The 22,702-nt window shown below is 43.9% G+C and carries 22 protein-coding genes and 1 riboswitch; of the genes, 5 read left to right on the top strand and 17 right to left on the bottom strand.

What is annotated here, in order from left to right; all coding sequences use genetic code 11:
* Positions 1-109: 109 nt before the first annotated feature.
* The 10 genes from E2491_RS08245 to E2491_RS08200 all read right to left on the bottom strand — a co-directional run bounded on the left by E2491_RS08245 (position 110) and on the right by E2491_RS08200 (position 11,060).
* A complete protein-coding gene (locus tag E2491_RS08245) occupies positions 110-1,183 on the bottom strand; it encodes an ABC transporter substrate-binding protein (protein WP_134374847.1) in 1,074 nt (357 codons plus the stop codon).
* Entirely contained in the window at positions 1,183-1,986 is an 804-nt protein-coding gene (locus E2491_RS08240) for an ABC transporter permease (RefSeq protein WP_134374845.1), read from the bottom strand. Before E2491_RS08240 ends, E2491_RS08245 begins: the two co-directional genes overlap by 1 nt.
* On the bottom strand, positions 1,970-2,788 hold the full coding sequence (locus E2491_RS08235) for an ABC transporter permease (RefSeq protein ID WP_134374843.1): 819 nt from the start codon (positions 2,786-2,788) through the stop codon (positions 1,970-1,972). Before E2491_RS08235 ends, E2491_RS08240 begins: the two co-directional genes overlap by 17 nt.
* On the bottom strand, positions 2,778-3,878 hold the full coding sequence (locus E2491_RS08230; RefSeq protein WP_134374841.1) for an ABC transporter ATP-binding protein: 1,101 nt from the start codon (positions 3,876-3,878) through the stop codon (positions 2,778-2,780). Before E2491_RS08230 ends, E2491_RS08235 begins: the two co-directional genes overlap by 11 nt.
* A gap of 513 nt (positions 3,879-4,391) precedes the next feature.
* Positions 4,392-5,189, bottom strand: coding sequence for an SDR family NAD(P)-dependent oxidoreductase (locus E2491_RS08225; RefSeq protein WP_134374839.1), 798 nt, complete (start codon positions 5,187-5,189; stop codon positions 4,392-4,394).
* A 50-nt stretch (positions 5,190-5,239) separates the two neighbouring features.
* Positions 5,240-6,412: a cystathionine beta-lyase gene (gene metC / locus E2491_RS08220; protein ID WP_134374837.1), complete on the bottom strand. Its 1,173-nt coding sequence runs from the start codon at positions 6,410-6,412 to the stop codon at positions 5,240-5,242.
* Entirely contained in the window at positions 6,393-7,526 is a 1,134-nt protein-coding gene (locus E2491_RS08215) for a methionine biosynthesis PLP-dependent protein (protein ID WP_134374835.1), read from the bottom strand. Before E2491_RS08215 ends, metC begins: the two co-directional genes overlap by 20 nt.
* A 102-nt stretch (positions 7,527-7,628) precedes the next feature.
* Positions 7,629-7,731, bottom strand: a riboswitch (SAM riboswitch).
* A 962-nt stretch (positions 7,732-8,693) separates the two neighbouring features.
* Positions 8,694-9,398, bottom strand: coding sequence for a type 1 glutamine amidotransferase (locus tag E2491_RS08210; RefSeq protein ID WP_134374833.1), 705 nt, complete (start codon positions 9,396-9,398; stop codon positions 8,694-8,696).
* Between the two features lie 21 nt (positions 9,399-9,419).
* Positions 9,420-10,403, bottom strand: coding sequence for a DUF4003 family protein (locus tag E2491_RS08205; protein ID WP_134374831.1), 984 nt, complete (start codon positions 10,401-10,403; stop codon positions 9,420-9,422).
* 15 nt (positions 10,404-10,418) lie between these two features.
* Positions 10,419-11,060, bottom strand: coding sequence for a FusB/FusC family EF-G-binding protein (locus tag E2491_RS08200; protein ID WP_134374829.1), 642 nt, complete (start codon positions 11,058-11,060; stop codon positions 10,419-10,421).
* 176 nt (positions 11,061-11,236) lie between these two features.
* On the opposite strand from E2491_RS08200, the gene E2491_RS08195 reads away from it, so the two are divergent.
* The 3 genes from E2491_RS08195 to E2491_RS08185 all read left to right on the top strand — a co-directional run bounded on the left by E2491_RS08195 (position 11,237) and on the right by E2491_RS08185 (position 14,059).
* The gene (locus E2491_RS08195) at positions 11,237-12,217 is read left to right on the top strand and encodes a Gfo/Idh/MocA family protein (RefSeq protein WP_134374827.1); all 981 of its coding nucleotides are present in this window, start codon (positions 11,237-11,239) and stop codon (positions 12,215-12,217) included.
* A 343-nt stretch (positions 12,218-12,560) separates the two neighbouring features.
* Positions 12,561-13,361: a transporter substrate-binding domain-containing protein gene (locus E2491_RS08190; protein ID WP_134374853.1), complete on the top strand. Its 801-nt coding sequence runs from the start codon at positions 12,561-12,563 to the stop codon at positions 13,359-13,361.
* Positions 13,362-13,381: 20 nt separating this feature from the next.
* Positions 13,382-14,059, top strand: coding sequence for an amino acid ABC transporter permease (locus tag E2491_RS08185; protein WP_134374825.1), 678 nt, complete (start codon positions 13,382-13,384; stop codon positions 14,057-14,059).
* 70 nt (positions 14,060-14,129) lie between these two features.
* Here the strand turns inward: E2491_RS08185 and E2491_RS08180 are convergent, their stop codons facing one another.
* The 5 genes from E2491_RS08180 to E2491_RS08160 form a co-directional block, all read right to left on the bottom strand.
* Positions 14,130-15,134: a sodium:calcium antiporter gene (locus E2491_RS08180; RefSeq protein WP_134374823.1), complete on the bottom strand. Its 1,005-nt coding sequence runs from the start codon at positions 15,132-15,134 to the stop codon at positions 14,130-14,132.
* A gap of 285 nt (positions 15,135-15,419) precedes the next feature.
* Positions 15,420-15,866, bottom strand: a complete 447-nt coding sequence (locus tag E2491_RS08175; RefSeq protein ID WP_134374821.1) for a hypothetical protein — start codon at positions 15,864-15,866, stop codon at positions 15,420-15,422.
* A gap of 4 nt (positions 15,867-15,870) precedes the next feature.
* Positions 15,871-16,512 carry a uracil-DNA glycosylase gene (locus E2491_RS08170; protein ID WP_134374819.1) on the bottom strand — a complete coding sequence of 214 codons (642 nt, stop codon included), beginning with the start codon at positions 16,510-16,512 and terminating at the stop codon, positions 15,871-15,873.
* A gap of 265 nt (positions 16,513-16,777) precedes the next feature.
* Positions 16,778-17,713, bottom strand: coding sequence for a manganese-dependent inorganic pyrophosphatase (locus E2491_RS08165; RefSeq protein ID WP_134374817.1), 936 nt, complete (start codon positions 17,711-17,713; stop codon positions 16,778-16,780).
* Positions 17,714-17,851: 138 nt separating this feature from the next.
* Positions 17,852-18,232, bottom strand: a complete 381-nt coding sequence (locus tag E2491_RS08160; RefSeq protein WP_134374815.1) for a hypothetical protein — start codon at positions 18,230-18,232, stop codon at positions 17,852-17,854.
* Between the two features lie 310 nt (positions 18,233-18,542).
* On the opposite strand from E2491_RS08160, the gene E2491_RS08155 reads away from it, so the two are divergent.
* The gene (locus E2491_RS08155; protein WP_371414462.1) at positions 18,543-19,826 is read left to right on the top strand and encodes an MFS transporter; all 1,284 of its coding nucleotides are present in this window, start codon (positions 18,543-18,545) and stop codon (positions 19,824-19,826) included.
* Between the two features lie 182 nt (positions 19,827-20,008).
* On the opposite strand, the gene E2491_RS08150 is transcribed toward E2491_RS08155, so the two are convergent.
* Together E2491_RS08150 and E2491_RS08145 are read right to left on the bottom strand one after the other, a co-directional pair.
* Positions 20,009-21,055: a lactonase family protein gene (locus tag E2491_RS08150; protein ID WP_134374813.1), complete on the bottom strand. Its 1,047-nt coding sequence runs from the start codon at positions 21,053-21,055 to the stop codon at positions 20,009-20,011.
* A gap of 58 nt (positions 21,056-21,113) precedes the next feature.
* Positions 21,114-22,040, bottom strand: coding sequence for an AEC family transporter (locus E2491_RS08145; protein WP_134374811.1), 927 nt, complete (start codon positions 22,038-22,040; stop codon positions 21,114-21,116).
* A gap of 173 nt (positions 22,041-22,213) precedes the next feature.
* Between E2491_RS08145 and E2491_RS08140 the strand changes: the two genes are divergently transcribed.
* Positions 22,214-22,693: a hypothetical protein gene (locus tag E2491_RS08140; RefSeq protein WP_134374809.1), complete on the top strand. Its 480-nt coding sequence runs from the start codon at positions 22,214-22,216 to the stop codon at positions 22,691-22,693.
* The last annotated feature ends 9 nt before the right edge of the window (positions 22,694-22,702 follow it).

Below are 22,702 nucleotides of genomic sequence, written 5' to 3'. Positions count from 1 at the left end.
CCTGGCACCGATGGAGTACCGGTACCAGGCCGTAGCGTAGTTCTAACCTTTTTTCTTTTTTACTGTCTACTTGACAGGGTGCAGTTCAGATCTGATCGGTTTCTCTTACTTATCTCAAATTCATCTTAAATTCCAAAAACAGTTCATTGTAACGACCGAGCCACTCCGGTCCGAGGTTTTCGTATACTTCAAGACGTTCTGTTACTTCCTCTGGCGGATAAAAACGCTCATCTTCTGCTACCTCAGGAGGCAGCAGCTCATAGCCTGCTTCGCTTGGCGTGGAGTAGCCAACGTATTCTGCGTTCTGAGCAGCATTTTCAGGGTCCAGCATGAAGTTGATAAACTGGTGGGCTCCTTCAACATTATCCGCTGTTTTCGGAATGACCATATTATCAAACCAGAGATTGGAGCCTTCTTCCGGCACAACATAGTCGAGGTCTTCATTTTCATACATGATCTCAGCTGCTTCACCGGACCAGACGACACCGAGTGCCGCTTCGCCGTTTCCAATCAGCATTTTGATCTCGTCCCCGACAATCGCTTTGATATTTGGAGAAAGGGTTTGAAGCTTTTCCTGGGCTTCTAAAAGCTCTGACTCTTCTTTTGTATTCAAAGAGTAACCGAGACTGTTTAAGCCCATTCCCATAATTTCACGTGCGCCGTCTACAAGGAGAATATCATTGCGGAGGTCGTCCGCCCAAAGGTCGTCCCAGCTTGTCAGCTCGCGTCCAACCATCTCCCTGTTGTAAACGATGCCGACTGTTCCCCAGAAATACGGGATGGAATAGGCATTGCCCGGATCAAAGGACAGGTCCATAAAGTCAGGGTTCAGATACTCCATATTCGGCAGTTGACTGTGATCAAGCTCGATCAGCAGATCATCCTCAATCATTTTATCAATCGTGTACTCAGACGGGACTGCGATATCATACGTCGTTCCGCCCTGCTCAATTTTTGTCAGCATGGCTTCGTTCGAATCAAATGTTTCGTAAATCACACGAATGCCGGTTTCTTCTTCAAATTTGGTGATCAGCTCTTCATCAATGTAATCTCCCCAGTTAAAAACAGTCAGCGTATTGCTGCCGCCACCGCCTCCCTGGGAAGCATCAAGACGATCCACTACCACGAGTAATACCAGCGCAATGACTGTCACGATACCAAAAATACGAATGAGTTTTGCCATTATTTACGAACCCCCATTCCTACCAGTCCGCCACTGCGTTTACTGATAAAGTAATAGCCAATGACCAGCGCCAGCGTGACAAAGAAAATCAATGTGGATAAAGCGTTAATCTGAAGGGAAATTCCCTGTCTGGCAAGAGAGTAAATTTCAACTGACAGTGTTGAGAATCCATTGCCCGTCACAAAAAACGTGACAGCAAAGTCATCAAGTGAGTAGGTCAGCGCCATGAAAAATCCCGCAAAGATACCAGGTGTAATGTAGGGAATCACAACCTTCGACAGGACTTCAAAGCGGCTAGCGCCAAGATCTCGTGCTGCATCAATCAGCGTCGGGCTCATTTCCTGAAGTTTTGGAAGCACCATGATGACCACAATCGGCACACTAAATGCGATGTGTGCCAGTAAGACAGAGGTGAATCCAAGGCGGATCCCGATAATTGTGAATAGAATCAAAAACGACGCACCAATGATGACATCCGGGCTGACAATTAATACGTTATTCAGCGACAGCAAAGTGTTTTTCATCCGCTGCTGCTTCACATACATAATCGCAAGTGCGCCAAACACACCTATAATCGTTGAAATGACCGCTGACAGCAGGGCAATGATGACGGTATTCAGCACGATAATTAACAATCTCGTGTCAGAGAAAACAGCACGATACCAGTCCAATGTGAACCCTTCAAAGCCGTACATATTCTCTCCGCTGTTAAACGAATAAAACATTAAGTAAAAAATAGGTGCGTATAAAATCAAAAAGACAACTGCTAAGTAAATGCGGGACCATTTAAGCTTTTTTGTCATTGGTCAGTCCCCACTTTCTGTTTCCGGTTAAAAACATAATGACAAACATAGAGAGAATCAGGAACACGGCAATAACCGAACCCATTCCCCAGTCCTGTGTAACAAGAAAATGCTGTTCAATCGCTGTTCCAAGTGTAATGACCTGATTTCCAGCAATCAGACGTGTGATCATAAACAGTGACAGAGACGGAATGAATACAAGCTGACAGCCTGCTTTTACACCATCGATCGTCAACGGAAAAATGACCTGCCTGAAGGATTCAAAGGCTGACGCACCGAGATCACGGGATGCATCAACGAGAGAGGGATTCAGCTTATCAAGCGCATTATAAATCGGCAAAATCATAAACGGAATAAAAATATAAACGGATACAAAGACGAAACTGAAATCAGTAAATAACAGCTGGCGCTCACCAATCCCCATTACCTCGAGGAAGGCATTGGCAGGACCATACGTTCCAAAAATCCCAAGAAACGCATATACCTTTAACAGCAGGTTAATCCATGATGGAACGATAATCAGCAAAAGCCATAGCTGTTTATGCTTTAATTTAGTCAAAATCAGTGCGGTTGGATATGAAATGAGCAATGCAAATAAAGTGATTAGAAACGCATACCAAAATGAACTGACTGCAAGCTGAAAGTAGGTTGAGCTGAAAAAGTTTGCGTAATTGGCAAGCGTGAATCCTCCATCCAAATCTCTGAAGGAGTAAAATAGCACCAATAACAAGGGTGCCGCCACAAAAAAGACGATCCAGAAGCCATATGGAATTAAAAACAGATTTCTCGCTTTAGTTCCCATGGCCAGTCTCCGCATAGCCTTCCAGACGACGGTCGAAATCTTCTTCAGACTCGTTAAAGCGCATAACGTGAATCGCCTCCGGCTCAAACGTCAGACCGATTTCACTGCCAACCTCTGCTTTTCTTGTTGAATGGACAAGCCATTCATTATTAAATTCATCAAAGCAGCAAATCTCGTAATGAACCCCTCTGAACAGCTGGGAGTCTACCTTCACCTTCAGCTTTCCGGCTTCACTTGTCGTAATCGCCAGATCCTCCGGACGAATGACAATTTCAATCTCTTCGTTTGGCTGAAGTCCCGCATCTACACATTCAAATTCTTTGCCTGCAAATGACACCCTGTAATCGGCGATCATTTTACCTGAAGTGATATTTGATTCCCCGATAAAATCTGCGACGAAACGGTTAATCGGTTCATCGTAAATATCTGTCGGCGTTCCACTCTGCTGAATGACGCCGTTATTTAAAACGAAAATTTCATCCGACATCGCCAGTGCCTCTTCCTGATCATGCGTAACGAAAATGAATGTTATGCCGAGTCTCTGCTGAAGCTCGCGCAACTCATACTGCATTTCTGTACGAAGCTTTAAATCCAGCGCTGATAAAGGCTCATCCAGCAAAATCACCTCCGGCTCATTGACAATGGCACGGGCAATAGCCACACGCTGACGCTGACCACCGGACATCTCGCTGATCTCACGCTGCTCATAGCCTTCAAGGTTCACGAACTTCAGTGCTTCCTTCACCTTTTCAGCGATGAGTGATTTTTTCATTTTTTTGATTTTAAGACCGAACGCAACGTTCTCAAATACATTCAAATGCGGAAAGAGCGCATAGTCCTGAAAAACAGTGTTTACCTGACGTTTGTTGGCAGGCACTTCGTTGATCTTTTTCCCATCAAAATAAATAGAGCCCTGTGAAGGTTCCATAAAGCCGGCAATCAGGCGTAGAATGGTTGTTTTACCGCAGCCTGAAGGGCCCAATAAGGTATAGAATCTTCCTTTTTCTATATCAAACGATACGTTGTTTAAGACAACGGAATCATCAAACTGGTGGCTGACCTGCTCGAAACGAATAATGGTGTTAGTCAATTATGCATCCTCCTTTTATGTAAGCAGCGTGTGCTTTTATCTATTGTAAAGAATATAGGAAATTGTCACGATTTCAAGATGTTTATTTTGGATGTGTGGATGATTGTAAACCGTGGCTGAAAATCCCTCCCTTTCCTTTGTCCAGCTCCGGCGATTAGCCCCTCGAGGTCATAAGTCAAAGCTGAACGAGGGTAAAGGGCAACCCTCTTTTCATCTTCGCCTTATGCTTGTCGGGGCTGGACGAGTCGCCTACGCTTTTCCAAGGCCGCGCGGTGAGCCAGTTAGTGCTCCGCACTACGCTGTCTCACCTGTCGCTTTTCTGCCGCAGGAGTCTCCGGGTGTGTCAGGCACTTTGAATATTAAATGTCAAATCAACATCTTGAAAATGATGTCAAATAATAAAACCTTATTCCACAATAAAGACTGCAGTTTGGCTGCTGCAGTCTTTGTCGCAAATTTATTTAAGCATGATTATACAGGTAATTCAAGCAATTTTTTCGCAAGTCGAAAGATTTAGCGCATGACGCTTCCACCGGAGATTTTGACGGATTCTCCGACAATGTTTTCAGCTGCTTCGGATAGCAGAAAAAGAATGGTTCTGGCTACTTCTTCCGGCTGCGTGATTCTGCTGGATGGGAGTCCTTTTTCAACCTGTTTGAGCTGTTCTTCGAAGGATCTTCCTTCCCGGTCAGCTTTTTTCTTAATGGCATTCCGGCCCATTTCAGTATCAACGAAACCTGGACAGACAGCATTTACTCTGACTCCGTATTCAATCGCTTCAACTGCAAAGGATTGGGTGAAACCGATGACTGCAAACTTTGATGCAGCATAGGCGGTGTTGCCATGTGTCCCTCTCAGTCCGGAAAGGGAGGATACATTGACGACGGCTCCTTTTCCTGCCCCTTTCATGTCGGAGTAAAGCAGCTGTGTCAGAGCAACCGTTGAAAAGTAGTTAAGCTGCATGATCTTTTTCATGTCGTCTTCTTTCAATTTCTCAAGAATGTCTCCTCCGGAAATGCCTGCAGAGTTGACGAGTCCTGTGACAGGTCCTGAAGATTCTTTCGCTTTTTCAAGCAGATTCTTCCTGCCACTCTCCTCATTGAGATCAGACGTTACGATGGTCAGTTTTTCTGCAATACCGGATTTACCGCATTCTGCTTTCAATTCATCAAGCTTTTGTTCATTGCGTCCGGTTGCAGTGACTGAAGCACCTGCCTTAAGTGCTTCCATCACTGTCGCATAGCCGATCCCGCCTGTTGCACCTGTAACGAGGATATGTTCATTTTGAAATGCATCCTTTGAAAAAAGCATCGAATCCCTCCGTGTGGTTGATGGTAGACTATTCCACTCGGGGAGAGCGATTAAACACGAAGCGCTGCGTATTCAGATGCTTTTGCAAGCGCCTGTTTGACATCTGAGAGCAAATCTTCAGGATCCTCGAGTCCAACGGAAAGCCGCAGCAGTCCATCTGTAATTCCTCGCTTTTCCCTTTCTGCAAGAGGCATCGCTGCGTGTGACATTGTAGCCGGATAGGATAAAATGGATTCCACTGCACCAAGACTTACCGCAAACACTGGAATTTTCATCGCCTCTACAAATACTCCCGCACATTCTTTAGAAGGGAGTCTAAATGATAGTACTGCTCCCGCCCCGGTCGATTGGCGCTGATGAATATGATAGCCGGCGTGAAATGAAAACCCGGGATAGTATACTTCATCAATCAGTGGACTATGGTGAAGATATTGAGCAATATCACGAGCTGTCTCAGATGACTGCTTCATACGCACACTGAGCGTTTTAATACCACGCAGCAACAGCCAGCTATCCTGCACACCGAGAATCGATCCAAATGAGTTCTGAATAAACTTTAACCGTGATGCAATCTCTTCATCCTTTACCGCAGCAAGCCCTGCCACGACATCACTATGACCGGACAAAAACTTGGTGGCACTGTGAAGCACGAGATCCGCTCCCAGATCCAACGGCTTTTGATAAAGAGGTGTCATAAATGTGTTATCAACAAAAGTGAGACAGCCATGCGCCTTCGCTACCTTCGCCACACCCTCGATATCCGTTATATTCAGCGTCGGATTGGATGGCGTCTCTACATAAATGACTCTCGTATTCGGCCGGACGTTTCTGGCCGTCTCATCCAGGTCCGTCATATCAATAAATGTATGATCAATGCCAAAGCGTGTCAGCACCTCTGTGATCACACGATATGTGCCGCCGTATACATCCTTTGACACAAGGACATGATCACCGGCTGACAGCAGCATAAAGGCTGATGAGATCGCCGCCATACCGGAAGCAAATGCAAATCCGGCTGTACCATTTTCAAGATCAGCAATCGTTTCCTCCAGCGCCTGTCTGGTCGGATTTCCTGAGCGGCTGTAATCGTAAGGGCCGAATTCATCAATAGACTGCTGATGATACGTCGAAGAATAATGCAGAGGTACGTTGACTGCCCCTGTCTGTTTATCAATATAAGATGGCTGATGCAGCAGCTTCGTGTCAAAGCGATGTTCTGTCATATGCTGTCTCCTCCTTACAGGCTGCTTCTAGCGCCTTTTTTAAATCATTTTTCAAGTCCTCAACCTGTTCAATTCCTACTGAAAAACGCAGAAGCCTTTTACAAATCCCTTTTTTCTCCCGTTCTTCCTCAGGAATATCCGCGTGTGTCTGCGTTGCAGGATACGTAATAAAGCTTTCCACCCCACCAAGACTTTCCGCAAATGAGATCACTTGAGTCGAGCGTAAAAATGGATCAATCCATTCTTCCCTTTCAAGGCGGAAGGATAACATCCCGCCAACCTTCGGATAGATCACATCTGTCACGCCAGTTTGTTCAGTCAGAAAATCCGCCAGCGCCTGTGCGTTTTCCTGATGACGGTCCATCCTCAGCGCGAGTGTCTTCATTCCGCGGATCAACAGCCAGGAATCCATCGGGGATAAGACGGCTCCTGCACCGTTATGCATCTGAAACAGCTTTTCGCTCAGTTCTTCTCCTTTTGTCACAACAAGTCCAGCCAACACATCATTGTGTCCCCCAAGATATTTCGTTGCACTGTGAATCACAATGTTTGCACCATGCTCTATCGGTCTCTGTAAATAAGGCGTTAAAAACGTATTATCCGCGATAAACAAAAGATTATATTTTTTAGTAAAAGCTCCGACTGTATTTAAATCAGTCAGCTTCATCAACGGGTTTGTCGGGGTTTCAACAAAAACGGCTTTAACGTCTTCCGTATAAGCTTTTTCAAGTTCATCAGCATTGTTTGTATCCAGATATCGGAATTTCATATTGTACTGATTCTCCCAATGATTAAACAAACGGTACGTTCCGCCATAAAGATCATCTGAAGCAAGGATAACATCTCCCGGTTTAAATAATGATAAAACAAGCTGTATCGCAGCCATGCCAGAGCTCGTCGCGAATCCGGCATCCCCTTTTTCCAACCGGGCAATTCCTTCCTCCAAAATGGCTCTCGTAGGATTTTTTGTTCTCGTATAGTCGTATCCTGTTGATTCGCCAAGTCCACTGTGACGGTAAGCCGTCGACAAGTAAATCGGTGGATTCACCGTACCTGTATCTTTCTCACTGCGATTACCAAGCTGGGCAAGCTCTGTTTCCGGGAAATAACTCATCTTCCTCATTCCTTTCAAACCGGGATTCAATCTTTATGTTTTTGGTCAATAAAAAAGAACCTAATCTATGATGATAAGAGAAGGTTCTTTACGTGTAAGGTCCTCTTATCATTCAGGCATACGCCTGCTGGCATTAGCACCGGGCTATAAATAGCTGGTTGCTGAGGCGTCAAAGGGCCAGTCCCTCAACCTCTCTCGATAAGATATGAAATTGTCAGAAAAATTAATGTTGTTGTATAGCCTACCTTATTTTGCCGGAAGAAGCAAGGGGAAGATGATAAAAAGGAGAAGTTCATTCTCATCCGTAGTCTTAACAGGATAACTTTTTTGAGAGTCGTTAAATAATGAATAAGAGTTGTCAAATAAACGGATGAAGTTGTTAAATAATGCAAAAGAGTTGTTCAATAACGCCATAGCGTTGACAAATACCAGCAAAAAGTTGTCCAATCAATGGGAATGGCCGCTCGCAATCCTGTACCTGGACGCAGGATCGCGCTAGATTACTCAAAATCTTCAAGAGCCCCCGGCCTGCGCCGGGATATTTTGTGAGAGTGGTTAAATAAGGGCTGAGAGTAGTTAAATAACAATCGAAAGTGGTCAAATAAGTGTAAAGAGTGGTCAAATAACCCGAAAGAGTAGTTAAATAACTCGAATAAGTTGCTAAACGCGAACTTTCGCTTTTCTTGTTGTCCAGCTGCAGCGACTAGCCCTCGAGGTCATAAGTCAAAGATGAACTCGGGCAAAGGTCAGCCCTCTTTTCATCTTCGCCTTATGCTTGTCGGGGCTGAGCAAGTCGCCTCCGCTTTTCTTCGTGTCCAGCTACAGTTAGCAGCGGCTAGTGCGCTTCCCTCTGCTCATTTCGATAAGTCAACATCGGCTCGCTGACGCTCTCCGTGTTTCCTTTATCTTAATCGCCTCAGTCCACCGCATACGCCGCTAAACGCGAACTTCCGCTTTTCTACACACAAATATAGCCGGAGTCTGTGTGTCGGCAGGCTCCGGCTCAATAGAGGGGGTGTCGCTTTTATTCTTCCTGGCAGCAAGGTGACGGTGCGAATCGAAACTTTGCTGCAGAAGTTGTGTTAAGAATCAGCGACGATTCGTTTATTTTTAGTTGAGAATGAATCTCATTCTTATTGTATACACAATTCAAAAAGATGTCTACCCCTAATCAATCTTTTTTTCACCGGATACGCCGAGAAATTTTTCGAGTATCGGTTGGAAACGGTTATGACTTTGTTCAACGAAACCCGGATCTGCACGCGGCTCTTCAATTTCAACAGACGTATCTCTCTGCTCAATTTCCTGATGATCATGGTCAATCAGCTGCTGAATCCCCTTCACTGTCATTTCAGGGTGGAATTGAAACGCCAGTACCTGATCTGTATAAAATCCCTGAACAGGTGTCAGATCCGTTTTGCCAAGCGGTTTTGTACATTCTGGAAGCTCATACAGATCGCTGTGCCAGTGAAACATCGGGATGTCCATGTCCTCCACATCAAAGTCCTCCAAAAAGCCGTGGTCCCAGTTAATCTCAGCCCACCCCATTTCATACTTGGGAAGCGTATGAACTTCTGTGCCGTGAATATGAGCAAGCAGCTGAGAACCGAGGCAAATTCCGATCACCTTATACCCGTGCTGAAGTGCTTTTTCAATATAAGCCACTTCCTTCTGCATCCATTCAGTATCAGGCAGATCCATGACACTCATCGGACCTCCAAGAACAACAAGGACATCTTCATCTTCAAGCTCCGGATATTGTTCAGGCTCTTTTGCGTCAAAGTAATGAAGGCTGCACCCCCATACTTTTACCCACTCTTCTAAATAGCCTGCGTCATCGTACCAGACGTGCTGCAAACAAATCAGTCTCATATTAGTTCCCCGTCTCTGTATTTAATCGCTTGATGAACTTGCTGCAGCTGCTGCCGATGCTGAAATCGCAGCAAAGGTCGCTGCCTGTTGTGCCTGCAAAATGGATTCAATCGTTGTAGCCAGACCGACATCCAAAAAGCGGTTTTCCTCCGCCTGCTTCTGTACAACAAAGCGTACGGCAACCATGAAGCATAGATCCCGATGCCACTTGAATTGCTTATGGCTGACGAGGTTTTCAAAAACATCTTTCACTTCCGGCAGCAGATCAGACGGTCTCCCAGCCAGTGCTAAAACGCCAACCACCGGCAAATGGTTCCCGCGGAGCTTCATCTTGTTCTGTCTCAGGTCATCAAGCCAGGTAACCGTGTTCTGCACGAGCAGCTGGCGGTTATCCTGACGTCCGTATGTAAGAATCTGAGACAGAAATTGTCTGTTATTGCCCTTTGCCAGTACGATGTGAAGCTGGTCATAGTAATAAGACATATCATCGAGAAGTTCTTCCTGCTCTCCCTCTTCTTCAGCAAGCAAAACGGAGAGCGGGTAATCTTCATGTGAGGTCAGGAAAAAATGCTTTTCTTTAATTCCTTTATACATATTGATGGATCGTTCTACATGCTCATCAGCATCATCCCCATCTTTTAAAGAACTGAACAGGGCATAGGCAGCAATGTAAGCGTGTGGACTCCTTTTAAAGCCACCTTCGATCAGTTTTTCATAGATTTGCATCATGTCAGGATAGGCACTTTGAGGATCTTCATACTCAGCCCACAGCAGACCCGCCAGCATAAATCTTAAATCCGTTGACTGTACGTAGGAAAAGGCACTTGATTCATCCTTTATGAAATCAACAAGACGGATAAACTCATTGAGCTGAAAAGGTTTTTCGTGCGCTGCCAGCTGCCCGGCAATCATAATTAATGACTGATTGTTTGCCCGCCAACGGTATTTTTTTCGAAGCTGTTCATAAATCGCTACAAAAGATTTGATTTGATCTTCCACCTTCATGAATGGTCACCTCAATTACATTTTCACTACCTGGCGTAAAAAACCTTCGAGTGATTCCGTATTTTGTATAGATTGATTACATTCTTTACTGTCGTAGCAAATGTAGTGGCCAAATGCCTTGTATGGATCCTGCTGACCGGCTTTTGTCTGAATGCTCGTAAATGCAATATCCCCAAAGCGCCCACAAAAATGACATAGACCTTTCTTTGCAGAAATGACATATCTGCCTTGTATGCCGGTTAATTTACCATTTATGGGATAGACAAAATATTGTTTATCCTGACCAATGTCTTTCCAACCGAGATACGTAAGTCCTTTGAAATCAATCGTATTCAGGTCAGGGATACTGAGCTTCTTCACCTTAGGAAAAAGACCACGCAAATCAGCCGGTGTCATCGCCGGAAAGGATTTTCTGTATGGAAACAGTGATAACAGAAATGCGTTACGTTCTTCCTCAGTCCCGAGTGAGGAAATTGTTGAAAGTAGGGTTTCCTGTTCTGAAGTGAGATCGTCAAAGCTCTCCATCACTTTCGCCTCTGCCATCTCTTTTACAGCCGTACGGACACCCTGATCCGTTGTGCCAATTACCTGGCGCTGCATGCCCGTAAGTTGATGTTTGATTATATTGAATTGATGATTTGAAATAAATGGTTCCATCGCAATCTCCCTTTAGTCCTGGTGTAGTATTCATACGCATCAATGGCGAACAGGTTTCACCAAAGTATTATTCTCTTTCTATACCCTCATCACACCCTTTTGACGCATGTAAATGTTGTTTTTGACGGAGTTTACCATGTAAACTGTTCAACAGGTATACATAGAAAGGATGATTAATGATGAGATTCGGCGTAATCGGAACAAACTGGATTACAGAATCATTTATAGAAGCGGCCCGCACACTGGATGGAGCAAGTGTTACCGCTGTTTGTTCAAGAAGGCTTGAGACCGCAAAAAAATTCGCAGAAAAAAATGATCTGACACATACCTATGAGTCGATCACGGACATGTGTCACAGCGGAGAGATTGATGCTGTTTATCTGGCGACACCAAATGCCGTTCATCATGAACAGGCGATTGAATGTATGGAGGCCGGCATTCCTGTCTTATGCGAAAAGCCTTTAACTGCTACAAAAGCGCTGGCTGAAAAGATGATCAGCGTATCGGGAAAAGAAAATGTTCTTTTGATGGAAGCAATGAAATCAACTGTCATGCCAAACTTTCAGAAGATCCAGGAATCACTGCCCCTACTTGGAGACATCAGACAGGTGCGCGCTCATTACGGGCAATACTCTTCCAGGTACGACAAATTTAAAGCAGGCGAAGTACTGAACGCTTTCAAGCCGGATCTGGCAAACGGATCTTTAATGGACCTAGGCGTCTATACGCTTTATCCGATCGTGACATTATTCGGCAGACCCAATGAAGTACATGCGATCAGTACCAATTTGTCCACGGGTGTAGATGGACAGGGTATGGTGCTGCTCTCGTACGATGAGATGAACGTCACATTAAGTTATTCCAAAGTTGCAGACAGTTTTCTTGCAAGCGAGATTTCCGGTGAGAAAGCTGCTCTTCATATTGACCATATCAGCTCTCCTGAAAAAGTAAGCCTGATGTCAAAGCAGGATGGTGTGACGGATCTCTCAGTAGCACAATCCAAACCTCCGATGGCGTATGAAGTGGAAGAATTTATCCGTACATACGAAAGCGGCGCGATTGAGTCATCTGTCAACACCCACGAACGATCTTTATTGACTGTTGAACTGATGGAGGCAATCAGAAAGCAGATTGGTGTTGTTTATCCGTTAGACTGAACAGAGGCCGGGTCTCTCCTGCATGGAGGACCCGTTTTTTTAATTAGCCGGTCGATTGAGCAGCAGATGAAATCCCACTTTTTCTAACACATGATGCCTTTTTCAGGCCACCCCTTGTTCATTGTCCAAGTGAACGAAGCCTGTTATACCCCCTACTCTATTTCAGCACGAGATAAAATGACTGATTATTCACTCACAAACCCTTATTTACCAGCACTTTGAGAGCATATCTTTTCCTTGTGAAAAACCTACTGAAATGCTATGGTTTTAAAGGATTAATATTTGAGGAGGATGTACCTTGAACGCAAAATACCCTTTTAAAAAGCGGGCTTTGACAGCTGGCATGCTTTCAGTTGCCCTTTTAACAGCATGCGGCTCCTCTGGTTCGAATGAATCAGCGACTGCGTGGGATACGATTCAGGAGGAGGGTGTCCTGAAGGTTGCCACGTCCGGCACTTTATACCCGACTTCTTATTATGATGAGGAAACAGAAGAGCTGACCGGCTTTGAAGTGGAGGTCGTCAAAGAGCTGGCTGAACGGCTTGAGCTTGAGGTGGAATGGGAGGAAATCGGCTTTGACGGAATGCTGACTGCCGTTAACACAGGCCAGGTTGACCTTGCCTCTAATGATATTGAAATCACTGAGGACCGCGCCGAGGATTTCGCTTTTACGACACCGATTAAGTATTCTTACGGAACAGCGATCGTTCGCGAGGATGATCTGTCTGGAATCGAAACGTTTGAAGATCTGGCCGGCAAGCGTGCGGCTGGCGCAGCAACATCCGTTTATATGGATCTGGCCCGTGAATACGGAGCAGAAGAAGTGATTTACGACAATGCGACCAATGAACAATATTTACGTGATGTGTCAGTCGGAAATACAGACGTGATCCTGAATGACTATTATTTGCAGACACTTGCGCTTGAAGCATTCCCTGATCTTGGTTTGACAATTCACCCGAATCTTCAGTACAGCCCATCCGAGGTAGGTATGGTGATGAACCCGGAAAATGAAGAGCTGATCGAGAATGTCAACCGTGTTCTAGATGAAATGCTTGAAGATGGCACGATTGCTGACATTTCAGCACAATTCTTTGCGGGTGAGGATGTAACACAGGAACCGAATATTGATTTTGAAGAGTAAACGTTGAAAGGAGCGGGACAATGGGCGATATTCGATGGGATTTACTGTTTGATCCACAATTAGCATGGGAATCATTCCCTTTTGTTATTTCCGGTATTGGTTACACCATGCTCATTTCTCTCGTCAGTATGGCAGCCGGTCTCGTTCTCGGTTTTTTTATTGCTTTAGCGAGAACGTCAAAGTATTCATTTCTCAGATGGCCTGCGAGAACGTATATTTCGTTTATGCGCGGTGTTCCAATTCTGGTTATTCTTTTCTTACTGTACTTCGGTATGCCGGTCATTGGTGTCCAGATCCCGGCTCTGCAGGCAGCGCTGATCGCTTTCAGTATCAATAGTGCCGCTTATATCGCGGAAATTATACGATCATCCCTGTCAGCTGTCGATAAAGGACAATGGGAATCATCAAAAGCACTTGGCCTGAGCTACTGGCAGACAATGTTTGGCATCATTTTGCCTCAATCAATCAGAACCGCTACACCACCGCTTGCCAACGTACAGCTGGATATTATCAAAGCTACATCACTGGCTGCGATCATTACCGTGCCTGAGATTTTCCAGAAAGCCCGTATTGTTGGTGGACGGGAATTTGATTTCATGACGATGTACATTATGGTCGCTCTTATTTACTGGGCAATCTGCGCAGCGATGACTGTGTTCCAGAATTACCTGGAAAAGCGCTATGAAGAATATTTATAAAACCATTTTCAATGATAAAAAAAGCCGGCCACATTCAGCTCTTGTTCAGAGAAGAATGCGACCGGTTTTTTTATTGTGTAATAAAAATCAAATACGATGAAACAAAATATCCGACAATAATAATAAGGGACGGCAGCACATATTTAAACGTTGAAGCTGCTTTTTTCATCAGGACAGATCCCATGATCACAATAGAGAGAATGGTAACCGCTACTGCCGTTACAATATGAGAATTGGAGACCGCTGAAATAATGGCTCCCTCACGATAGAAAATATCTGATCCTGCAAGAATCAACATATTGAAAATGTTACTTCCGAGAATAGACCCAAGAGCGAGATTAACGTTTCTCAATCTCAGCGCAACGAGAACCGATACAGCCTCAGGTAAAGAAGTTGTCGCTGCGATCAGGAAGCTTCCGACAAAACTTGAACCGAGTCCAGTTACAACTGCGATCTCATCCCCCATTATCGATAGAACCGTACCCGCTCCCATAATGACGATTGCAGCTACAATAAAGCCAATTACGGCATGTTTCACTGACATCGTAAATTCAGCAGACTTTTTATCAACCTTTGTCTCTTTAGGCTCTGCCGGCACTTCAATAGCAGGTGCTTTAGGAAGTCTGCTGATAATGACCATTCCAATAATATAGACTATGGCAATGATTAACGCATCAAGCCCGATATTAAATACAGAAACATCGATTTTCAGCAGAAGTGAAATCAGAACCATGATCGTCAGTAAAAGCCCAAGACCAGCCGTATACAAATGATCATTACTGGCATTTAAAAACAGTTTTCTCTGTCTGTAATACAAGTCAAAGCACGCAATAATAAATAAATTAAATAAGTTTGAACCGAGCATGTTTCCGACTGCAATATCCGGATTACCGATGACGACAGCAGATAAACTCGTCGTTACCTCCGGAAGCGAAGTTGCCCCTGCCAGCAGAAGCGTCCCTACCAAAAGCCCGCCCATTGCTGTTTTTGTACTGATGACATCAGCATAAGTCGACAATTTAATTGCTGCAAAAACCGTAACAGCTGCAGCAAGAATAAACCATACAAAAACCAAAATAGTTCCTCCTTTATGAAATAAAATACACCTATCATTTCTGCATGATATTGGAAATAAAAAAGACCTTTTTATGAGATCTCGGCCTGTAAAGCAGAGCACTCATAAAAAGGTCTTGCGTACTCTTAATCAACTAAAGAGCTCAATGAACCGAGCAGGTCTTCTCTGCCGTAATGACGATTCATTGACCGGTAAAGGTCGCTACTCCCCTTTTTAGGGACTATTTATTTCACTATGATGTAATATACCACAATAATTAAGAATTAAACGATCAAAATGTAATTTTTACTGAATCTTAATGCTTTCCAGCTGTTCGAGAATATAAGCTGTGTCTTTTTGATTCTTACAGGAATGCGCGAATGCTTCCGCCGTTTGTTTAGCCTGCAGCATTTCTTCAGGTTGATTCAATAGTGAATACGCCCGTGCCAAAGCTTCATACACAAATGCCTCGTCAAAATCATTAAGACCGTATTGCTGATATATCCTTTCATTTGCTCTGGCATACACCAGCGCCTGTTCCCCATTTCCCGCCTCAGCAAAGGCACGAGAAATCTGCCAGTCTCCTCTTGACCAGTTGACGTGCGTCCCCGCTTCTCCCCAGTGAAATCTCGAAGTCTGGGCAAGTCTGATCATCTCCAGCGTTTCATCCTCTGTCCGTTCAGACTGGTCTATTAAATCCCAGGCTGCATTAAATAGTTGTATAGCAAGTGCTTTATGCTGTTCTTTATCCATCTGATCACCTCTTCTTTATCATTCTCTTTAACGTATTTAAATCCTCCATCAACTTTTCCTCCAGACTGCGATTGTAAAAAACAGCTGCCGGGTGAAAGGTCGGGAAGATTTTATATGACCTGTCTGTCCAGTGATAAGATTTGTCTTCCAGTGACCGCAAATATTGCACCGGCTGTTCGATCAGCTGTCCATGAATTTGCGTTACCTTTTTATCGTTACCGGCCAGTCTCTGAAGACCAATGTTACCGAGTGTCACAATGATAGGAGCCTGAATATGCTTTATTTCATAATCAAGAATTGGCGCATGGGCCAGAATCTCTTTTTTAGTTGGGGTACGATTATAAGTCCGCTTGATGATTTCGCCATCTCTGGTTCTCTTCTCACCCCATTTATATGGGCGGCTTCTGACCGCGCTCGTGATATACACCTGTTCCCTCGTTAATCCAAGAAAATCGAGAGACTTCATCAGTTCGGCACCTGCTCTGCCGCTAAAGGGAATTCCATTATGTATTTCAGTCTCTCCAGGTGCTTCTCCAACCAGCATTAAGGCGGGATGTTCAGGGCCCTCCCCATACACAAACCCTTCGACTGGAAACCCTTCTATTCGTTTACGGCCCAGTTCAGCTAAATGTTCCGGAATTCTCATGATGTTCCCTCCTTTTGGTCTGTATTCCCTGTTTTGTCGAGGGCAAGCACTGTTTTTTTGAGTAGATGTCATGTTAATCGCATAGTCCTTTTTTCACTGAACTGGCAAACTTTCTGACAAGCTCACGAACCTGCCGCCGAAACTCACAAACTTCCCTGACAACCTCATGAACTTCTCCTCTATCCTCACAAATCTCTACTCTTACCTCACGTTCCCCATCATCAAAAAAGGACAGACCCTGTTTCAGAGTCCGTCCGTAAAATGCTTATGCTTCTTCGTTAAACGTTTCTGTCAGCACAGGAACGATCTGCTTTTTACGTGATACAACACCTGCAAGTAATGCCGTTCCATTTGATAACGTTACATTAAATGCTTTTTCCGCTTTTGATGCATGAGCACCACGGACAATAATGGTGGAATCACTGTTTAAAATATCTGTAACCGCCACGATCGACAATGAAAGATTTTTATCTACCACTGCACGGTCCATCGCCTCTTCAATTTCAGCCTGACGACTAAGAATATCGTTCGGGTCAATGGCATTCACCTGTGCGATTTCAACATCATGTCCACCCATTTCAAAGACTTTTGCGTCAAGAGAAACAAGCTCATCCGCTGTTTTGCCGCTCAGGTCTGCTCCTGCTTTCAGCATTTCAAGACCATACTCTTCGGTATTCACTCCGGCAATCGACTGCAGTTCTTCCGCAGCTTTACGGTCCTGCTCTGTGCAGGTAGGAGATTTGAAAAGCAGTGAGTCAGAAATAATAGCTGAAAGCATCAGCCCTGCAATTTCTTTTGGAATCTCAACACCATTTTCCTTATACAACTTCAATAGAATCGTAGCTGTACATCCAACCGGCTCTGCTCTGAAATAAACCGGATCACTCGTTTCGAAGTTTGCAATTCTGTGATGATCAATGACTTCAAGCACCTGCACGTCATTGATATCTTCAACACTTTGCTGACGTTCATTGTGATCAACAAGGATCACCTGACCCGTTTCTTCTGAAGCTTTTGAAATCAGTCTAGGCTGCTCTGTTTTAAATGTCTCCAGCGCATAAGCTGTTTCACCATTAATCTCACCAAGACGTACCGCTTCCGCATCCATTCCAAGCTGTTGCTTTAAATAAGCGTAGGCGATTGCAGAGGTGATCGTATCTGTATCAGGATTTTTGTGTCCAAAAACGAGAACTTTACTCATATTGAGGCTCCTTTATAAATGGAATTGTTATTCAAATCAATCATTCCCATTTTAGCAAGGATTCCAGAAAGATTGAAGTCAGATTTCCTAAACACATAAAAAAAGAGTATCTTTATAAAAAGATACTCAATCAATTCATTATTTTTTTCGCAATAAGGCAAGTGTTTTCTCAATATCATTCAATAATTCATGATCTTCCGTCTTCTTCTTTTCTTCCTTCTTGCCGGGACGGTCCATGATACTGAAAGGCTTTCTTGTATAGGTCGTCTCTTTTAATTGCTCGATCTTTTTCAAAATGGCAACATGGCTGATACGGACATACTTACCTTCTTCATCGTACAGCTCTTCATTGACACTAATCTGGGCTTCGACTTTTTCACCTTTTACAAGTCCCTTATCAACAGCAGTTGTCCAAATGAAACGGTTTCCGGCTGCATCAGTAAAATGAATGACGTTTGAAAGATGTGACTTAGCCCTAGGCTTCACGTGTATAACTTCCAGATCAATCGTAATTCTCATTGCGTTAATCCTCTCTCTCTATTTCTCTATGTAGAATGTTTATATGACAAAACCCAATTCACTACCAATAAAATGAAAAGTTTAAAGGACTTTTTCAGTATAAATGATAGTGCGGTGCAGTTGTCAATTAGAAATACCATCCATTTAAAGGGATTTATCAAAAAAGGTTGCTATAACAACTTTTTTGGCAATAAAAATATCATTTTTTATTTATTCGTTTGTCCTGAATAAAAAACATCATCACTTATTTTCTGAAAAAACAGACTTTCGTACGATTTTTCATGTATATGCAAATGTATTGACAGGTGTTATGGATGAGTATAACATATTTAGGATATCTAAAAGACATTGTAATTGTGGACATTTTATAGAGAAAGAAGGCATCAACGTGGGAGCGGAACAAAAGAAAAAAATGATCATATTAATGATCAATATGTTTATTGCTATCGGAAGCTTTGGAATTATTATTCCTATCCTGCCGGCTTATCTGGAGTCAATTGGTCAAGGCGGTCAGGCAGCAGGACTGATTATTGCGATTTTTGCCGGCGCGCAGCTGATTATGTCACCAATTGCCGGCAAGTGGACAGACGTATATGGCCGTAGAAAAATGATTATCTATGGTCTGGCAGGTCTGACACTGTCTATGTTTATTTTTTACCTTGCTGATAACCTTTGGGTTTTATATTCATCCCGTGTAATTGGTGGGGTTGGAGCGGCTCTTCTTGTACCTGCAATTTTCGCTTATGTAGCTGACATTACAACACTCGATCAGCGTGCAAAAGGAAACAGTTACATCTCCGCTGCTATGTCACTCGGGATTGTCATCGGACCTGGAATCGGTGGATTTCTGGCAGACTTCGGACTAAAAACACCTCTGCTCGTTTCCGCTATTGTTTCTCTAGTGGCTGTCATTTTCTCTATTGTAGTATTGGAAGAAAGCCTTGCAGAACATGAACGTCCGGAAATCGTGGAAGGTGACGATCCACTTCTGAAGAAACTTGCGCTTTCGGTAAAGAAACCCTACTTCATCCCCCTGTTCATCACACTGATCATGAGCTTCGGTTTGTTGGCATACGAAACAGTGATCGGATTATTCGTCGATATTCAATTCGGGGCATCACCGGCAGACATTGCCCTTATGATTACATCAACAGGGATAATCAGCGTTATTGTCCAGCTGTTCGTAGTAGAGCGTGTAGTCAGACGTTTCGGTGAAGGTACAACGCTAAATATCTTCCTTGGGGTTGCTGCTGCAGGATTTTTAATGACACTGTTTGCGTCAACTTACGTAAGCTTTTTCATCATTACATTGATTGTCTTCCTTGCAACTTCTTTACTGCGCCCGGTACTGACAACGCTTGTATCAAAGCTTGCTGGTAACGAGCAGGGGTTTGCAATGGGTATGAATAATACTTATATGAGTATCGGAAACGTGCTCGGACCAACCATTGCAGGAGCATTGTTTGATATCAATATCCTGTATCCATTTATGCTTGGGCTGGTCATCCTGTTAATTACAATGGCTGTGTCCATCGCATGGCAGAAACAGCAGGCTAAGAAGCTTGCCAAGGTTGAAGCAGATCAGCCTGTTTAATGTAAATGAAAAGCTGTACAGCGAATCGTGCTGTACAGCTTTTTCGGTTTTATAAGTCGGGCCCTGGTTTTGTGATTGTTCCACCTAATTTTCAGATATAATATTTTGGGTCTACTACGCCATTCAATTTTCGTTTCTCATCAAAAATACTCTGTAATGTCAGAATGGTCATATAAAGATTTTCACTTCAGAAATTTTACGCATACCGGTTCCGGTACTTCGATTTTTTGTCCTGTCCATGTGAGTCTTCCTGTTTCAGGATCTCGGTTAAAGAGAACGATACTGTCGCTTTCCTGATTGGATGCCACGATATATTTTTCACTTGGATCAAGGACGAAGTCACGCGGCCAGTTGCCTTCTGTTGATACGTATTCAATATGTGTCAGTTCACCGTTGTTTTCATCCGCTGAGTAGACTGCGATGGAGTTATGACCACGATTGCCTGCGTAGACGAAACGACCGTCAGATGAGATATGAATCGCGCTTCCCTGACTGTTTTCAGTGAAATCGCCCGGAATAGCTGGGATTGCCTGAAGCTGTCGGAAGTTTCCTGTTTCTTTATCATAGGCAAGGGTCAACACTTCATTGCTGAGCTCTGTCATGCAGTATGCCAGAGGCTGTTCAGGGTGGAAGACTAGGTGGCGTGGCCCTGCTCCTGCTTCCGTTTTGAACACAGACGCCTCTTGCAGCGCTCCTTCCTGATAACGATAGGAAATGATTTCGTCTGTTCCGAGATCAACAGCGACTATATAGCGCCCGTCAGGTGAAAACCCGCTGTAGTGAGTGTGTGCAGCATCCTGTCTGTCTTTGTTAGGACCTTCACCTTCATGCTTCACGACATCAAGTTGCTCCTTTAATGCGCCTGTTTCCGGATCACGGCTGTAAAGCGCAAGTGTACCGTCATGGTAAAAAGCAGCTGCTGCAAACTTTCCGTCAGGACTCACACTTAGATGACAAGGAGAACCATCTTTTACGTTAAGGTGATTGATATACGTCAGTTCCCCCGTCTGCTGGTCGATTTGATAGGCTGACAAACCACCAGGTGCCACGGCATACAGATAGCCCTGCGAGTGATCCGCGTTTACATAGGTTGGGCTGTCCCCTTTCGCTGCTACTCCCTTTACTGAAAGTGATCCTGTTTCTGTATTCAGTTCAATTTGATAAATACCTTTACTGGACTTTCTTGTATATGTACCAATATAACCGGTGAATTGATTTGTCACTTTGATCCTCTCCTTTCATTCTCCTGTTCTCATACCACATTTTCCATCAACAGAAACCCCTCCGTCAAATCATGAGCCATGCAATGAAAGGAATGGTAATCAGGCTTAGCAGTGTGGAAGCAAAAATGGTGACCACTGCTGTCTCTTCTTCACTCGTAAACTTTGAAAATAGCACAGCGGTAATCATTGCGGTCGGCATCGCTGTCTGAATCACAATCAACTGAGCTGTCCAGCCGGTAAATGAAAACAGCTGAAGGATCAGCATCATTAAAAGTGGAATCACCATCAGCCTGAAGGACAAAGGAAACCATAGTTCGGGAAAGAAAATTTCCCGTTTCTTTTTAAGCAGAGGAGGCAGCAGCATTCCGACATAAAGCATAGCCATGGGTGCAGCCAGCGCTGCTAGCATTTCCACAAATTGAATCATCATCCCCGGTGGCTGAAAACCGCTTACCGCAGCCAATATACCAATCACGATTGCGCCAACTGGCATATTAATAACTGCTTTCAGCTGCCTGATGTGAAATTTCCCTTCCGCCTGCAATAAATAGATAACAATGGTATAAACCGTCAGACTGAGCCCCGCGTCAAAGATCGCTGCGAGGAAACCGCCTGCAGGTCCAAATATAGCAGCAGCAAGAGGAATACCAATAAACCCTGTATTCCCCAGTGCTCCAAGGATCATCATTTTCTTAGCAAATACTGAACGAAGTCTCAGTAAATAAGCCGCCGCTCCAACAAGCACAAGTGCTGCGAGATGATAAACAATCGATATACCGAATATAATCCCGGCTTCAGAGAGTGCCCCACCTGTAAGATCCACACTGAACACACCATTTAAAATAACTGCAGGCACCGCAATATTTAAAATGAGCAAAATTAAAACGGATTTCACTTCCGACGTTACATTCACCTTCATTGCAAAAATGGATCCTGTAGCAATCATTAATCCCATCACAATAATGGTTGACAGTACCGTTTGGATGTCCATCGGCCCCAACCCTTTTCTTTCCGATTTTTATCAATCGTACTTGATCACACATTCCCTGTCCACTTTCTCAGGAAATTTCAAAAATGATGTTTTTGTTAGATAGATTTGGGAATACACGGGGATAGAAGTGACAACCCATCGCCAAATGAAATATTACAATAGAAGGTGTTATAATGTTTCAACTGAAAGATATGTGGACCTTTTTATGGTCGTTTTTAATTGTCTTCCCTACAGTCTCTCTGATTCATCAACTCGGTCATGCGTTTTTCGCCAAGATTTTTGGCGGTACATGTACATTCGCACTTGGACGTGGGAAAAAACTTTTCTGTATAGGTCCAATCAGTGTTCATACCATTTATTTTTTAGATTCCTTTTGTAAATATACGGATTTAAAAACAAGTAATCGCCTGACTCACTGTCTGGTGCATCTCGGTGGCGTTATTTTCAACCTTGGATCTATTCTTTTGATCAATGTGTTGATTATGCAGGATATTATTAAACCTGACGTCTTTTATTATCAATATGCGTACTTCTCAGTTTATTTTGCTGCATTCTCACTATTACCCGTGAACTTTGGGAATGGGAAATACAGTGATGGATATGCAGCATATCGAATTCTTAAATATAAGCAGAGAATTCAACTGGAGAATTAAGAAAAGGAA

The organism is Jeotgalibacillus sp. R-1-5s-1 (assembly GCF_004405105.1).
Taxonomy (GTDB): Bacteria; Bacillota; Bacilli; order Bacillales; family Jeotgalibacillaceae; genus Jeotgalibacillus.
This window is presented reverse-complemented; position numbering and strand designations above follow the sequence as displayed.

Coding starts and splice junctions, on each gene's coding strand:
- E2491_RS08245 (WP_134374847.1), bottom strand. CDS start 1,183: ATGGCAAAACTCATTCGTATTTTTGGTATCGTGACAGTCATTGCGCTG.
- E2491_RS08240 (WP_134374845.1), bottom strand. CDS start 1,986: ATGACAAAAAAGCTTAAATGGTCCCGCATTTACTTAGCAGTTGTCTTT.
- E2491_RS08235 (WP_134374843.1), bottom strand. CDS start 2,788: ATGGGAACTAAAGCGAGAAATCTGTTTTTAATTCCATATGGCTTCTGG.
- E2491_RS08225 (WP_134374839.1), bottom strand. CDS start 5,189: ATGCTTTTTTCAAAGGATGCATTTCAAAATGAACATATCCTCGTTACA.
- metC (WP_134374837.1), bottom strand. CDS start 6,412: ATGACAGAACATCGCTTTGACACGAAGCTGCTGCATCAGCCATCTTAT.
- E2491_RS08215 (WP_134374835.1), bottom strand. CDS start 7,526: ATGAGTTATTTCCCGGAAACAGAGCTTGCCCAGCTTGGTAATCGCAGT.
- E2491_RS08210 (WP_134374833.1), bottom strand. CDS start 9,398: ATGAGACTGATTTGTTTGCAGCACGTCTGGTACGATGACGCAGGCTAT.
- E2491_RS08205 (WP_134374831.1), bottom strand. CDS start 10,403: ATGAAGGTGGAAGATCAAATCAAATCTTTTGTAGCGATTTATGAACAG.
- E2491_RS08200 (WP_134374829.1), bottom strand. CDS start 11,060: ATGGAACCATTTATTTCAAATCATCAATTCAATATAATCAAACATCAA.
- E2491_RS08195 (WP_134374827.1), top strand. CDS start 11,237: ATGATGAGATTCGGCGTAATCGGAACAAACTGGATTACAGAATCATTT.
- E2491_RS08190 (WP_134374853.1), top strand. CDS start 12,561: ATGCTTTCAGTTGCCCTTTTAACAGCATGCGGCTCCTCTGGTTCGAAT.
- E2491_RS08185 (WP_134374825.1), top strand. CDS start 13,382: ATGGGCGATATTCGATGGGATTTACTGTTTGATCCACAATTAGCATGG.
- E2491_RS08175 (WP_134374821.1), bottom strand. CDS start 15,866: ATGGATAAAGAACAGCATAAAGCACTTGCTATACAACTATTTAATGCA.
- E2491_RS08170 (WP_134374819.1), bottom strand. CDS start 16,512: ATGAGAATTCCGGAACATTTAGCTGAACTGGGCCGTAAACGAATAGAA.
- E2491_RS08165 (WP_134374817.1), bottom strand. CDS start 17,713: ATGAGTAAAGTTCTCGTTTTTGGACACAAAAATCCTGATACAGATACG.
- E2491_RS08160 (WP_134374815.1), bottom strand. CDS start 18,232: ATGAGAATTACGATTGATCTGGAAGTTATACACGTGAAGCCTAGGGCT.
- E2491_RS08155 (WP_371414462.1), top strand. CDS start 18,543: ATGGATGAGTATAACATATTTAGGATATCTAAAAGACATTGTAATTGT.
- E2491_RS08145 (WP_134374811.1), bottom strand. CDS start 22,040: ATGGACATCCAAACGGTACTGTCAACCATTATTGTGATGGGATTAATG.
- E2491_RS08140 (WP_134374809.1), top strand. CDS start 22,214: ATGTTTCAACTGAAAGATATGTGGACCTTTTTATGGTCGTTTTTAATT.